This is a genomic window from Bacteroides sp. An51A, assembly GCF_002161565.1.
Taxonomy (GTDB): Bacteria; Bacteroidota; Bacteroidia; order Bacteroidales; family Bacteroidaceae; genus Phocaeicola; species Phocaeicola intestinalis.
Genome location: NZ_NFIC01000002.1, coordinates 244159 through 258755 on the forward strand (window position 1 = coordinate 244159; position 14597 = coordinate 258755).

Sequence of the window (14597 nt, forward strand, 5' to 3'; positions counted from 1 at the left end):
CATCACTTTCAGAAATTTCTCACAAAAACGAACCTGCCCCTTTGTAAACTTGTCAGTTCATTCCCTATTTGCGTCCGAAATCGGCAGGAACCTCGCCCCAAAGTTCGGTTTCCCATTTGTGTAAGGGAGTATTGTATGTATGTTCACGCAACCATTTCTCGGCACGTTCTATCAGGCAAAACAATTCTTCGGTCTTTGCCGTACGCTCCAGTTTGGTTTTGCATTTCTTTTGCTTCACCCAGCTCAAGGCGTTCCGGCTATCCGAATAGACAGGCATGGAGATGTTCTTTTGTTTTAACAAAGCAAGGGCATGTACGATGGCAAGGAATTCGCCGATGTTATTCGTACCATAGACGGGACCGAAGTGAAAGATTTCCTGCCCCGTCAACAGGTACACACCCCGGTATTCCATCGGGCCTGGATTACCGCTGCATGCCGCATCTACGGCAAGGCAATTCAGGTCGAAACCGGAAGGCAAGCGTTTTTCAAGAGATTGGTTTGCCGTTTCTTTATGGGGCTGCAGGTAATGGTGCGGAGGGGTAACCAATGCCTTTTCTGCTTCTTCACGTGTATCAAACGATTTATAGAGCGCACCCTTATAGCCTTTAATCTGTAGCTGGCAATCTGTCCACGAGTCGTACACACCTGGTTCTACGCCTTTCCACACCACGTAAAATTTCTTCTTTCCCATATAATTTCTTTTTTCACCACAGGTTACACAGATTTTCAATCAATTTTTTAATCTGTGTAATCTGTGGTGAAGCTGTTTCTTACATGCGTTCAGGCACTTCGATGCCCAGCAATCCCATGGCTTCTTTCACAATCTTGCCCACGTTCTGGCTCAGGGCAAGGCGGAAGATTTTCAACGCTTCGTTTTCTTCGCGCAGGATGCTGAAGTCGTGGTAGAACTGGTTGTATTCTTTTACCAAGTCGTAAGCGTAGTTGGCAAGGATAGACGGGTTATAGTCGGTACCTGCCTGAGCTACGGTAGCCGTAAAGTCTGCAAGCATCTGAATCAGTCCTTCTTCTTTTGCCGTCAGTTCCATGCCGGCCGGGATAACCGCCGGAATCGTGATGCCGGCATCGGCTGCCTTGCGCAGGATGGACTGGATACGGGCATACGTGTATTGGATGAAAGGACCGGTATTCCCGTTGAAGTCGATAGATTCTTTCGGATTAAAGGTCATGTTCTTGCGCGCATCTACCTTCAAGATGAAATATTTCAATGCGCCCAATCCTACGATGCGGGCGATGTCATCGGCTTCTTCCTGTGTCAGTCCGTCCAGTTTGCCCAACTCGTTGCTGGTTTCCTTAGCAGTCTGAATCATGGCTTCCATCAGGTCGTCGGCATCTACCACGGTACCTTCGCGGCTCTTCATCTTTCCTTCGGGCAATTCTACCATGCCGTAAGAGAAGTGCACCAAATCTTTTCCCCACTCGAATCCCAGCTTGTCGAGCAGGATAGAAAGCACTTGGAAGTGGTAGTTCTGTTCGTTGCCTACCACGTATATCATCTTGTCTATCGGATAATCGGCAAAGCGCTGTTCGGCGGTACCGATGTCTTGGGTCATGTAAACCGAGGTACCGTCGGCACGGAGCAACAGTTTCTGGTCAAGTCCTTCGGGGGTAAGGTCTGCCCATACCGAACCATCTTCCTTGCGGTAGAAGATTCCTTTCTCCAAGCCTTCCAGCACCTTCTTTTTCCCTTCCAGATAGGTGTTCGATTCGTAATAAATCTTGTCGAAGCTTACTCCCATCATCTTGTAGGTTTCATCGAATCCGGCATATACCCAGTTGTTCATTTTCTCCCAAAGGGCACGCACTTCGGGGTCGCCTGCTTCCCATTTGCGGAGCATTTCACGGGCTTCCTGCATCAAAGGCGACTGGGCTTCGGCTTCTTCCTTGCTCATTCCCTTTTCCATCAGTTCGGCTACTTCGGCTTTGTAGTGCTTGTCGAAGGCTACGTAGTAATCGCCTATCAGGTGGTCGCCTTTCTTTCCCGATGATTCGGGAGTCTCGCCGTTGCCGTATTTCAGCCATGCCAGCATGGATTTGCAGATGTGGATGCCGCGGTCGTTCACGATGTTGGTTTTCACCACGCGGTTGCCGTTGGCAGCCATGATATTGGCAAGTGCATTTCCCAGCAGGTTGTTACGCACATGTCCCAAGTGGAGCGGCTTGTTGGTATTGGGCGATGAATATTCAATCATCACCAACGGAGCCTTCTCGTCGGCTTTGCGGATACCCCATTGCGCATCGGCATGGATGCGGTTCAGCAAGTCAATCCATACGTCCGAAGCAATCGTCAGGTTCAGGAATCCTTTGATGACATTATAGTCGGCAATGGCAGGTTCGTTCGCCTTCAGGTATTCTCCGATTTCCTGCCCGGTTTGCTCCGGCCCTTTCTTCGAAAGTTTCAGAAAAGGGAACACCACCACTGTCAAGTGGCCCGCAAACTCTTTCTTCGTCTTTTGCAACTGCACCATGGCGGGGGTAATCTCCGCTCCGTACAGCTTCTTCACTCCGTCGATGACGGAAGCCGTAAGTTTGTCTTCTATTTTCATGTGTATATCTTTGTGCGTTTGTTTTTTACTTTGTGCGCAAAGGTACGAATTATTTTTAAGTTCTTAAGGCTTTTAAGAAGCTGTTTTGAATTTATCGTGCGATGATTTGGGATGAGTTTTTGAGGCATTTTCGCTTCTGTGATGAGGAAGATAGCGGGCTATCTGACGAAGAACAGGAGCGGAAAGGACCAAAAAATCGCCCAAAGCACACACGAAAACGGATACATCAAGCCAAGAAAAACTTTTTGGAGAAATTCAAAACAGCTTCTTAGTCTGGTGTAAGATTAATAATCTTCCGCTTGTAAGATTAATAATCTTGCAGCCTGAAGATTAATAATCTTACAGCGGATGGACTTATATGCGTTTGCCGGCGCACTTATATCTTTTATCGTTTCAAGACGGTTGGGAAGCTTGCAAAAACTATGTATAAATCAATGTGGAAAGATAATCTTCTGCAAACATTTCATTGGCAATATCTTGCAACTGCGATGCTGTGAGGGCTTCAATACGGTGGAACAATTCTTCTTTCGAATCATAATGCTTATAATGAAGGAAGCATTTTGCCATATCAAGGGCATTGTTTTCGAAATTATCACTTGCTACGCCGATTTGGCCGATGATTTGTTTCTTGGCTGCATTCAGACGTGAAGAGGTGAGAGGTTCTTCCCGCAACTTACGCAGTTCTTTCTGTACCAGCTCGATACATACATCTGTATCTTTAGGATCGCATCCGAAATAAATGCAGAACGTACCGGTATCAGTATAGGAAGTCAGGCTTGACTCTACGCTGTATACCAGTCCTTTCCGTTCGCGCAGAGTAACATTCAGCCGACTGTTCATACCTGGTCCGCCTAAAATATTGTTTAGCAGATAAAGTCCTGTCCGACGTTCGTCATAAGCATGATAACCACGTCCGCCTATCATTACGTGTGCTTGATGTGTGTCTTTATGCAGGACAAGTTTGCGTGGGCGATAGGTATCCGGTGCCTGGCGGAGATAGTTCTCCACTTTTCCGAAAGGTATGTCTGCCGTAAGCTTTTCCATGGCATGTACGATGCGGTGAAAGTCCAGGTTGCCTTGTACAAAGAAGATAAGATTGTCGGGTTTGTAATAACGGTGTACAAAGTTCATGGCATCTTCGCTCTGAAAATTGCGTAATTGGTCAGGTTTGCCTAAAATGTTGCGTCCCAGTGGGTGGTTAGGAAAAATCAGTTCTTCGAAGTCATCGAATATCAGTTCTGCCGGGCTGTCTTCGTAGCTCTGTATCTCGTCAATGATTACTTCTACTTCTTTCTCTATTTCATTTTGTGGGAAGGTGCTGTTGAACACAATGTCGGTCAGCAGTTCGGCGGCACGCAGAAAGTCCTCTTTTAAGAAAGCACTGTAAATCACCGTTTCTTCTTTATTGGTATAGGCATTCAAGTCACCACCCACATTTTCCATGCGGTTCAGGATATGCCAGGCGTGCCGCTTGCGTGTCCCTTTGAATATCAGATGCTCTACAAAGTGCGCCATGCCTTGTTCATCTTTGCGCTCGTCACGTGTTCCGGCATTTACTGCATAGCCGCAATAAGCCACATTGATAGGATTCGGTTCGTGAATGATACGTATTCCGTTGGGTAAAGTGGCAGTTTGAAAAGTCGTCATTTTCTGTTTTCTACTTATTTTGGGTGCAAAAATACAATAATACTCATTGCTTTTGCAGAAAAAATACAGATATTTGCAGGAAATTAATAAGGTAACGAGTTGACAAGTTAACCAGTTGACAAGGTTTTAAATACCTTTAGTAAAACTATTCAGAGCCTTGTAAACTTGTCACCTCGTCAACTTGTCAACTAAAAAGACTATGAATAAGATAGCGTTATTTTGTTCTGCATCCGATGCAATCGACCCGATTTATGCAGAGAAAGCCAAAGAACTGGGTGAGTGGATGGGCGAACATCGTAAATGGCTGATATATGGTGGTTCCAGCAGCGGGCTGATGGAAGCCGTTGCAGATGCTGCCAAAGAAAAAGGGGCAATGATTATGGGTGTCGTGCCTACCAGACTGGAGGAACGTGGAATGGTAAGCGATAAGCTGGATGTGACATTCCGCACCTTTAACTTGAGCGACCGGAAAGATACGATGCTGCAAGAGGCTGAAGTAATGGTGGCATTGCCGGGCGGTATAGGTACGCTGGATGAAATATTTCATGTCATGGCATCAGCTACTATCGGTTATCATAGCAAGCAGGTTATATTTTATAATATCAACGGCTTCTGGGATGATATTTTGCACTTTTTCGACCGGCTGGAAAAAGCCCGTTTTGCTCATCATCCGTTGAGGCAATACTATAAAGTGGCAAACACGTTTGAAGAGCTGACCGAACTTTTGAAATAAAGTCCGCATTAGCTTGTAAGTTCTTGAGTTTGCAAGTTTAAAACTGAAAGAACTCAAAAGCTTACAAACCCAGGAACTTAATTATTCATTATTAATTATTTAAAGATGGATTCCATTCACGAATTGTTGCGCCGTGAAGCGCAAGCTGTACTCGATATTCCAGTAACGGATGCATACGACAAGGCTGTTTGCCTGATTGTAGAACAGGTGCATCAGAAAAAAGGAAAACTGGTTACCAGCGGCATGGGAAAAGCCGGACAGATAGCCATGAACATTGCTACGACTTTCTGCTCCACCGGCATACCGGCTGTCTTCTTACATCCCAGTGAAGCACAACATGGCGATTTGGGTATTTTGCAAGAAAATGATTTGCTCTTGCTTATCTCTAATTCGGGAAAAACACGCGAAATCATCGAATTGACAGATTTGGCTAAAGGCTTGAACCCTAATCTGAAAAAGATTGTCATTACTGGAAATCCGGATAGTCCGCTGGCCGAAGCTGCTGATATCTGTATTGCTACCGGACATCCTGACGAAGTTTGCCCATTGGGCATGACCCCTACTACTTCTACTACAGTTATGACGGTAATAGGCGATATTCTTGTAGTAGAAACCATGAAACGTACAGGATTTACCATTGAAGAGTATAGCAAGCGCCATCACGGCGGTTATCTGGGAGAACGTTCGCGCGAATTAAGTAAGTAAATATCAGATTTTTAAGTTCTTGAGTTTTTAAGTTTGTAAGTTTTTACGCATCTGTCAAGCTTCAACCTAAAAATGAAAGGACTTACAAACTCAAGAACTCAAGAACTCAAAAACCCAAGAACTCAAGAACTCAAGAACTTACAAACTCAAAAACTTACAACTATGAGAAAAGTAATAGGTATAGGAGAAACGATTTTGGATATTTTGTTCCGCAACGGACAGCCACAGGCGGCTGTACCGGGAGGATCGGTATACAACGCAATGATTTCACTGGGAAGAATGGGAATGGATGTAACATTTATCAGCGAAACCGGAAATGACAGGGTAGGCAGCATGATTCTGGATAATATGCGTGCCAATGGTGTGCGTACAGACAATGTCAATGTCTTTCCTGATGGGAAATCACCTGTATCTCTGGCTTTTCTCAATGAGAACAACGATGCCGAGTATATTTTCTACAAAGACTATCCGCGTCAACGGTTAGATGTGACTATGCCCGATATTCAGGCGGATGACATTGTTATGATTGGTTCATATTTTGCCGTCACACCGGTATTGAGAGACAAGGTGAAAGAACTGCTCGAACTGGCACGCGAGCGGGGAGCTATCATTTACTACGATGTAAACTTCCGGAGTACGCATGCCAATGAAGCTATCAAATTGATGCCTACCATTCTTGAAAACTTCGAATATGCTGATATCCTGCGTGGCTCGTCCGAAGATTTCCGGTTTATGTTCGGACTGGACCGTGCCGAGGAAGTTTATCGTCAGAAAGTGGCTTTTTATTGCAATCCGTTTATTTATACCGATGGAGCACACGATGTCCGTCTGTTTACCCGGCAATACTCCAATACATATCCGGTGCCGAAGGTCGAAACCGTAAGCACGATTGGAGCCGGCGATAATTTCAATGCAGGCATTGTATACGGACTGATAGAAAACCGTGTCCGCCGTTCCGATCTTGATAGCCTATGCCAAAAAGATTGGGATGACATCATAGCCTGTGGACTGGCATTCGGAAGTGAGGCATGCCGCAGTACGGAAAATTCCATTTCGCTGGAATTTGCAAAGAATTTAAAAAAATGCACGGTATGAAATGGGGCATTTTGTAAAGAGTCACACCCTTAATAATTACACATTATGGACATGAGATACCTAAAAGACCGTTATGTCAATCCGTACACCGATTTCGGTTTCAAGAAACTGTTCGGCACCGAAATCAACAAAGACCTGCTCATCAGCTTCATCAACAGCCTGCTCCATGGCAAGGAGGTGGTGAAAGACCTGACTTATCTCAACACGGAACACCTTGGCACGGGCGAGTCCGACCGCAAGGCAGTGTTCGACGTGTATTGCGAGAACGAAAATGGCGAAAAGATACTGGTGGAGATGCAACGTGGCGAACAGCAGTTCTTCAAGGATCGTAGCCTTTACTATGCCACTTTCCCCATCCGCGAACAGGGACAGAAAGGAGAGTGGAACTACCGGCTGAAAGCCGTCTATGTCATTGGCATCTTGAATTTCAAGTTCGACAAAGTGCATGACAATTATTACCACCACGAGGTACAGCTGTTGGATGTAGAAACCAAGGAAGTGTTCTACGACAAGCTGACCTTCATCTATTTGGAAATGCCGAAGTTCAACAAGTCGGAAGACGAATTGAATGGGATGTTCGAGAAATGGCTTTTCGTCCTGCGCAACCTTTCCCGCCTGATGGAACGTCCCAAAGCGTTGCAGGAACGTATCTTCACCCGTCTTTTCGAAACTGCGGAGATAGCCAAGTTCACGAAAGTGGAATACGATGCTTACGAGGAAAGCTTGAAAGTCTACCGTGATTGGAAAAACACAATAGATACAGCTGAATTGAAAGGCGAAAAGAAAGGCTTTAAAAAAGGGCATAAAGAAGGACTTGAGAAAGGCGAAAAGATTGGCATTGAGAAAGGTGAGAAGAGAAAAGCGATTGAAACGGCACTAGAAATGAAAGCCGACAACGAACCTGTCGCTAAAATCATGAAATATACGAAATTGACCGAAGAAGAAATAAACCAATTATAAAAACAACGGCTTATGAATATGGATGTAAAACCCTCCGATTTCGGCATAGACCATTTCTTGGTACCCGTCCTTGCAGATTTTTTCGCTTCGCTCAACAACCCGTGTAATCCGGCATAACGGGGGGATACTCTTTTACATCCATTTGTACAGAAAAGCGAAAGACGCAAGGTTTCCTAAGCGCAAAACATTATTATAATATATAATAAGGAGAGCCGATTGGGCGATAAATCGGGAGAAAAACAAGATGAATATGACAAAAACGTTGCACAACCTCCCTTTTTCTGTGCTTTGTTTTCGTTACTCCGTTAATAAATGCAAATTTAATAGAAGTTTTTAGTAAGATAATGATTGTGTATAAAATAAAACCTTTACATTTGTGCCTTGAAAGTTGTCTTCTAAAACAAAAAATGTGAATGAAAACCTTTTCCAAAGTGAAGGATTCATATCCGGATATGGATTCCTGCATGAGTAGAGAAGACTAGAGTTCTATGGCAAAACTGCTTTATTCTGAAGATAGGGGCGCTACGCTATTGTTTGGTCAGTAGCCGGCGCGGCTACTGACGGGGCTTTCCGCCCGTTCTCTCCAGAATATAGTTGTACTTGTAAAGACCTGAGTTAGAACGATTTGAGTTTTTTAATTTATAAATTAAATTTTATTTGTTATGAGAAAAAAGTATTTAAGTGCACTGCTGTTCGGAGCGTTATTGTTCGCTTCGGCAGGAACTTTTACCTCTTGTAAGGATTATGATGATGACATCAATAACCTGCAACAGCAAATCACTTCTAACAAGGATGCAATCGCAGCCTTGCAGAAGCTGGTAGGCGAAGGCAAGTGGGTATCATCGGTTACTCCTATCGAAAATGGTTTCACTGTAACCATGAACGACGGTACTACACAGAACATCACCGGCATCAACGGTGAAGACGGAAAACCGGGTACTGTCATCACACTTGACCCCACTACCAATAACTGGATCATTGACGGTGTAGACACTGGCGTTTGCGCTAAAGGTGAAAAAGGCGAACAAGGTGAACAAGGCGAGCAAGGTGAAGCTGGCGAACCGGGCAAGTCTCCTTACATCGACAAGGAAACAGGCAACTGGTTTGTTTGGGAATGGGACGAAGCTACAAGCGAATACAAGGCTGTTGACTCAGGCGTATACGCTGGCTCTACCCAGATTTATGTAGTAGAAAAAGAAGGTTTCATCGAACTGAACGTAGACGGAACTGCTTACCTGTTGCCTACTACTTCGGATGCTTATACAGTGGAAGCTCCGGCAGACCAAGTTAAGGTCGTATTTGAAACAGCTGATTGGACTAAGTGGAATTCTAATAATGCAGACGCAAAGACATTGCTGAAAAAATTCCCGGAATTAGCAGAAATCAAGAAAGATGCAGTTGTAAAACAAGGTGGAAAATTACCTTTGATTGTAACGCCAGCCAGCATAGAATTGGATGATCAATATACTTATTCATTAGTAAACTTGAAAGGTGAAACGGCCGAAATTACGGTTTCTTCTCCTGTAAAAGGTTTGCCGGAAGGCTTGAAATGGGATGGGGATAAATTGGAATCACGTTCTGCAGACGCAAGTTCTTGCTTGTGGACATTGAATGTAGAACCGGCTTTTGATGAAAAGAAAGAAGAATACAAATCTACAGACGGACGTTCATCATTGCTTGTAGAAAATTCCAAAGGAACTGTTGTAAGAACTGCTTATGCATATACTGTTGAATCGGCTGATATAGATGATGACGTGGACGTTATCCCTGATAATACTTCTAGCTTTAAATATGCAGAAACTATCGATGTGCTGGAAGCACAGGAAGACGGCAAAGTAATGTTCAAACTGAAGAACGAGTACAAGGGATATGTAGTATTGGAAGCAACCAATGCCGTTCAAGTAGAAAAATATGGCATTACAATTGATGGCACTAAAGTAACCATCGCTAACATGCCTGTCAACGAAACACAGATTGACGTGACATTGAAGTTAACGGCAGCCGGCTTAAATGGTAGTGTTAAGAGCTCTGAAAAGACATTCTCAATTACTCAAGGCGTTGAATCAGTTGGCATGCTTGCTGATAGAGCCGTAACATTGAATGTAGATCCGACTAAGGCTACTATTAGATGGAATTTGGAAGACCTTAAATTCTCGCCTGTCCAGTTGGATAATTTCTTCAGTGGCGATGTAACACTCACCGCAACAAGAGAAAAAGATGATAAGAAGTATGTAGCTTACAATGGTCCGATTACATGGTATAATGCAAACGGTCAAGAAACTATTTACAAATCTCAAACTGCGACATGGAGTAATGGAACAGCCGTAACATTCGGTATCAACGTTAACGGAGCTGTGCGAGGGGCTGCATTGGACGGTCATATAAGAGAACAATTTACTGCAACTGAATATGAACTCACTTTGACATCAATGAAGGGTACTTCTGTTATCTATTCGGATGATGCTACGTTGACAGTCAGCAATCCTGATGCGGCTGATATCTTAAGACTGAATCCTGCATTTGTTGAAGATGGCGTATTGCAAGTTTCTGCAGTTCCAACTGGAAATAATGTAGCTTACGACTTTGAAAGTGGTATTATTAAAGCGAATGCATATACCACTGCTTTGGGTGTACCTACATTCACTGATATGGACTATAAGACATTCGTAGACAATGGCGGTGACATTAATTCAAACGATTTTGCAAATTGGAATTGGATTGAAAATGACGAATTACATGTAAATACGTGGAAAGAGGGCTCTAATGTTCCTGCTAACGAGCAACACATGTACAAAGTTCGTAAGATCCGTGCTCAGTATCCGTTATTTAATAATCCAAACAACAAGATAACCTTTGATTTCGAAGTTGTTGTCAAGAGTCAGGTATACAGTGATGATCCTACCAAAGTTATCACATTCGATAACGACAAGCTGGTTGCAGTCTATGGTGGAGCAGACGGTAGCAATAAGGTAGACATCAAGAATGCTGTCAAGAGTGCCGTATTTGCATTAGGATCAGACAAGGGCAAGTCCTATACATTGTTTGCAACTAAAGCCGAAAAGATTAAAGCGACGGGGTATGCATATGGAAATACAGTTGGTTTGACAACTCCTATAACTGAAGAAAACGAACCAAACGAACCAGTTAATTATATGCTTGATGTCAACAACATGTTGATTGAATTGGCAGTAAAAGATATGAACTATCTAGGTTATAGTGGTGATAAGATCTTAGCTGCTCAGACAGGAGAAAAGAAATTCTATCTGACAGAAGCTGATTATCTGAAGTTGTGGGATTCTGTAAAAGGTCAAGATTATTTCAAGAACGAAGGCATTTATTACGCGCTTAAGGATGCTGCAGCAGCCAATAAGGATGCAAATTATACCCGGTTTATTGCTTACGCAACCCAGATTAAATTCCAAGAACAAAAAGATATTGTAGTTGGAAGTACAACTGATAAACTAGCCGATAACCGAATTGTATCTGTTGCTATAAAAGCTGTAGATAAGAATTATGCAGCCAAGTTCATTGAAAATATCAATGACTTTGGTGGCAATTTGAATCTTAATGCGTTCAAGGGCAACTCAGTTATTACAGTAAAAGATCAATTGGAAGAAGGTGTAAGTGAAACATCTACAGTCGATATGCAATTGATAGTAAAAGATGTATGGAATAAGACTATGTATGTTCCATTTAAACTGACTGTTAAGACTACGAAATAAGCGTTAGCTTATAAATAACCAAATGCTTACCTAAGATAAGAGAGGCGTTCTCAATCTTGTATTGAGGATTGCCTCTCTTTCTTTATGTCATACCCTTTGGAAAGTAAGTTAATGTCCATCAGCCGGTTTAACAGACTGATTAAATGGAGCTAATGCAATCCTTTCCCAGTCCTGACATACTGGGACTGTTGTCTTCACGCATCAGGACTGGAGTCCTATATGTATTAGGAATGCAGTCCTGGTATATTAGGATTATGCGAGGACTCATAAGCTTGCGGATAAGTAATTAATCACCGTAGCCATTGCAGGCGTACTTTTATATAGGCTTCTAATGAACGTATCTCATTTTCCAGCACCAAGAGCAAAGGTGATAAATAAAAAAAAGCGGCTCAAAAGAGCCGCTTTTTTATTTATAGAGTAATCAAAGTGGATTATTCGCCCACAGTTACATTTACTTTTACAGGGTTGGTCTTAGCATAGCCCCAAACATCGGTTACTGTTACATTGATAGTCGTTTCAGTTGTAGCAGCGATATTCTGAGGCAATACTTTGATATAACCTTCATTAACAGCACCCTTTTCACCAGCAGTTGCTTCGTGTACGCCTTCCACTTTCACAACACGTTCGTTCGTAGAAGATGCTTCAACCTTGGCAATTTCAGGACGGGTCCAGTCACCTACCTTATCTTGCAGAACCTTGTAGGTAATGTTGTTGTAAGTCTTACCTTGGATGTGTTCGTTGGTCATATTCCACCCGCTTACAGAAGTAGCCGGAATATTAACAACATCGCCGATTGCGCTTACAGTACCTTCGTACAACGGACTCATCACCTTGATAGTGAACGAGTAAGTGCCTTCACCTTCCGGATATTCCCAACCCATATAGTCGTCTGCACTTGCATTAACTATCAGTTCTTGACCGTAACCGGCAGGAATGTTAGTGCCTTTTGCTTTGTCTACATCTTTCAATGTTATCATTGCATTGTTATCGAATGTAGAAGAAATTGTTGCCAATTGCTCAGAAGTGTACTTATCAGTTACTTTTGTTTTGCTATCCAATGCCAAGGTAGCACCGCTCAAGAATTTCTTGAATGCACGCGACAGTTTGTAAGCGGCTTCATCAGCTGTTTGGTCTTCAACGTTCATGTAAGCGTTAGCTACATTGTTGACAAATACGGCAGGTTCTTGTTCGAAGCTGTTTGCAAAGTCAGGAATTGCGAACTCGAACGGAACTACGATTGAATTGAGTTCTGAGCTACCTGCTTTAAATGTAACTTTAGCAAAGTATTCTTTATCTACTACAAATACGCTTGAAGCTTCGCTATTGTCTACAGAGAACTTCATGTTGGTTGCGTCTTTAATAGCAGCTTGTGCATCGCCCTTCGCATTAACAAATATCAGTTCAATACCGTCTGCGCCAGTAACAGACTTCGTGCAAGCTTCATCGGTGTAATAAGCCACACTTGCCGCCGTTACTTTCTTCTTCCATACATCAGCTTGTGTATCGCCGAGAGCATTCAGTAAGGTAGCCATATCAGCGGTGAACGCATTCTTGTTCTTCAATGCATCAGCATCGTCAGTTACGATATTCAGTGTTCTCTTTTCATAGTCAGGAGCAACGGCAATCTTATCTGAAACATTGATTGTAACAACTTCTTTCTTATAAACACCACTGTTATCCAATGTATGGATGGTCAACTCGAAGGTTGCTTTGGTCAAGATATCTGGATCTGCATCAATTCTGAAAGTTTGTTTGTCTTGATCGAACACGATGCCAAACAAGTTTTGGTCTTCACTTGATACGCTCAACCACATATCATACAAATCTGCAGGATATTCAACGGTTACAGCGTTATCTTTTTTAGTATCTACAGTAATCTTAGAATCTATATCAGTTTTGTTGATATAAATGTTACCATAATCCGCAGTCTTTTTATTCAAGTCATTGATGCCAATGTTGTATTCTGCACGAGTAGCCAAGTCTGCGCTTACAGCGTAAGCGATATTTCCATTCGTTGTAGCGAATTGTTTAGTGAGCGCATCCAATGCATCTTTGTCTTTCACTTCCATTTGTTTCATGGACAAACTGTAAAGACCGTTGCCATACGCTTCTGCTCTCGTATATACATAGTCTTTATATTCTGCTGGAGTGAAGACTACTCCGTCCAACACTTCGTTTTTGCTATTTATCAACACGAAATCAATATCGGCGGCATTTACGTTAACCGGATTAACGCGCAAACCGATTTTATCGTTAGAAGACAAGATATATTTGTTGGTTGTGACTTTCGTGCCAGTCATATCTTCCCATGTTTTCTTGTCTTTATCAGACGGAGCAAAAGTATATTGGTTGATAGTAAATTTAGTTTCGCTTGCATTTTCTGCTCTCAGTTCAGCAGTCATGCTGGTGATAGAACCTGCAGCACCCGGGAAGTAGATTTCCAGCATTTCTTTTCCATCTTCAGTTGGAGCATAGATAGTGAAACCACCGTTAGCTTCAGCTACAGCATAAGTAGCACCGTTAGCTTTGTATTCAGTAGCTTCCAGTTCACCTTTTTCGTTAACGATATACCAAATACCGTCTTTAATAGTCGGGACATTTACTTTTCCTTCTACACCGTCAATAGCAGCTTTGTATTCGGTCTTCTCACCGTCTTTATACCAATAACCATCTTCACCGATTTCCCATGACGTACCCGGAGCACCTGCAGCACCGTCCTGACCATTTTGTCCGTCCTTACCGTTTACAATGTTAAATGACTGACCGTCAGAGAAGGTCACTGTGAATCCACCTTCGATAGAGGCAACATTGGTAATCCATTTTCCTGCGCTAATCTGCGCCTGCAAGTCTTCGAGGTCGGCCTTAATTCCGTCCACTTGTGACTGCAGATTACTGATGTCATCATCATAGTCTTTACAAGAGGTAAAAGTTCCTGCCGAAGCGAACAATAACGCTCCGAACAGCAGTGCACTTAAATACTTTTTTCTCATAATAAAACAAATTTAATTTATAAATTAAAAAACTCAAATCGTTCTAAATCAATGAGTTGATCGCACTGCCTAATTCACGGAGAAAGGTGGTTTATGCCCCGTCAGTAGCCGCGCCGGCTACAAGTGCGGAATGAGCTAATTAATTGATAAATAAAAGTTTAGATGTTTACACATGCGAAGT

10 protein-coding genes are annotated in these 14597 nt (G+C 42.9%); 6 read left to right on the forward strand and 4 right to left on the reverse strand.

Going from position 1 to position 14597, the window contains the following annotated elements:
* Positions 1-64: 64 nt before the first annotated feature.
* A complete protein-coding gene (locus B5G04_RS04615; protein WP_087396036.1) occupies positions 65-691 on the reverse strand; it encodes a ribonuclease H family protein in 627 nt (208 codons plus the stop codon).
* A gap of 79 nt (positions 692-770) precedes the next feature.
* Positions 771-2564, reverse strand: a complete 1794-nt coding sequence (gene argS, locus B5G04_RS04620) for an arginine--tRNA ligase (RefSeq protein WP_087396038.1) — start codon at positions 2562-2564, stop codon at positions 771-773.
* Positions 2565-2665: 101 nt separating this feature from the next.
* On the opposite strand from argS, the gene B5G04_RS19670 reads away from it, so the two are divergent.
* Positions 2666-2836, forward strand: a complete 171-nt coding sequence (locus tag B5G04_RS19670; protein ID WP_158098033.1) for a hypothetical protein — start codon at positions 2666-2668, stop codon at positions 2834-2836.
* Positions 2837-2984: 148 nt separating this feature from the next.
* On the opposite strand, the gene B5G04_RS04625 is transcribed toward B5G04_RS19670, so the two are convergent.
* Positions 2985-4211: a pitrilysin family protein gene (locus tag B5G04_RS04625; protein ID WP_087396040.1), complete on the reverse strand. Its 1227-nt coding sequence runs from the start codon at positions 4209-4211 to the stop codon at positions 2985-2987.
* A gap of 199 nt (positions 4212-4410) precedes the next feature.
* Here B5G04_RS04625 and B5G04_RS04630 point away from each other — a divergent pair, with 199 nt between their 5' ends.
* From B5G04_RS04630 to B5G04_RS04650, 5 genes are all read left to right on the forward strand, one after another.
* Positions 4411-4944 carry a TIGR00730 family Rossman fold protein gene (locus B5G04_RS04630; protein WP_087212274.1) on the forward strand — a complete coding sequence of 178 codons (534 nt, stop codon included), beginning with the start codon at positions 4411-4413 and terminating at the stop codon, positions 4942-4944.
* Positions 4945-5049: 105 nt separating this feature from the next.
* Complete coding sequence (locus B5G04_RS04635) at positions 5050-5649, forward strand: SIS domain-containing protein (RefSeq protein WP_022038633.1); 600 nt, start codon at positions 5050-5052, stop codon at positions 5647-5649.
* A gap of 162 nt (positions 5650-5811) precedes the next feature.
* Positions 5812-6744 carry a carbohydrate kinase gene (locus B5G04_RS04640; protein WP_087396042.1) on the forward strand — a complete coding sequence of 311 codons (933 nt, stop codon included), beginning with the start codon at positions 5812-5814 and terminating at the stop codon, positions 6742-6744.
* Positions 6745-6789: 45 nt separating this feature from the next.
* Positions 6790-7704 (forward strand): Rpn family recombination-promoting nuclease/putative transposase, encoded by a 915-nt coding sequence (locus B5G04_RS04645; protein WP_087396044.1) that lies wholly within the window; start codon positions 6790-6792, stop codon positions 7702-7704.
* Positions 7705-8366: 662 nt separating this feature from the next.
* Positions 8367-11426: a hypothetical protein gene (locus B5G04_RS04650; protein ID WP_087396046.1), complete on the forward strand. Its 3060-nt coding sequence runs from the start codon at positions 8367-8369 to the stop codon at positions 11424-11426.
* Between the two features lie 431 nt (positions 11427-11857).
* Here B5G04_RS04650 and B5G04_RS04655 read toward each other — a convergent pair whose 3' ends face one another.
* On the reverse strand, positions 11858-14416 hold the full coding sequence (locus B5G04_RS04655) for a PL29 family lyase N-terminal domain-containing protein (RefSeq protein ID WP_087396048.1): 2559 nt from the start codon (positions 14414-14416) through the stop codon (positions 11858-11860).
* Positions 14417-14597: the final 181 nt, after the last annotated feature.

Coding starts and splice junctions, on each gene's coding strand:
- B5G04_RS04615 (WP_087396036.1), bottom strand. CDS start 691: ATGGGAAAGAAGAAATTTTACGTGGTGTGGAAAGGCGTAGAACCAGGT.
- argS (WP_087396038.1), bottom strand. CDS start 2,564: ATGAAAATAGAAGACAAACTTACGGCTTCCGTCATCGACGGAGTGAAG.
- B5G04_RS19670 (WP_158098033.1), top strand. CDS start 2,666: ATGATTTGGGATGAGTTTTTGAGGCATTTTCGCTTCTGTGATGAGGAA.
- B5G04_RS04625 (WP_087396040.1), bottom strand. CDS start 4,211: ATGACGACTTTTCAAACTGCCACTTTACCCAACGGAATACGTATCATT.
- B5G04_RS04630 (WP_087212274.1), top strand. CDS start 4,411: ATGAATAAGATAGCGTTATTTTGTTCTGCATCCGATGCAATCGACCCG.
- B5G04_RS04635 (WP_022038633.1), top strand. CDS start 5,050: ATGGATTCCATTCACGAATTGTTGCGCCGTGAAGCGCAAGCTGTACTC.
- B5G04_RS04640 (WP_087396042.1), top strand. CDS start 5,812: ATGAGAAAAGTAATAGGTATAGGAGAAACGATTTTGGATATTTTGTTC.
- B5G04_RS04645 (WP_087396044.1), top strand. CDS start 6,790: ATGGACATGAGATACCTAAAAGACCGTTATGTCAATCCGTACACCGAT.
- B5G04_RS04650 (WP_087396046.1), top strand. CDS start 8,367: ATGAGAAAAAAGTATTTAAGTGCACTGCTGTTCGGAGCGTTATTGTTC.
- B5G04_RS04655 (WP_087396048.1), bottom strand. CDS start 14,416: ATGAGAAAAAAGTATTTAAGTGCACTGCTGTTCGGAGCGTTATTGTTC.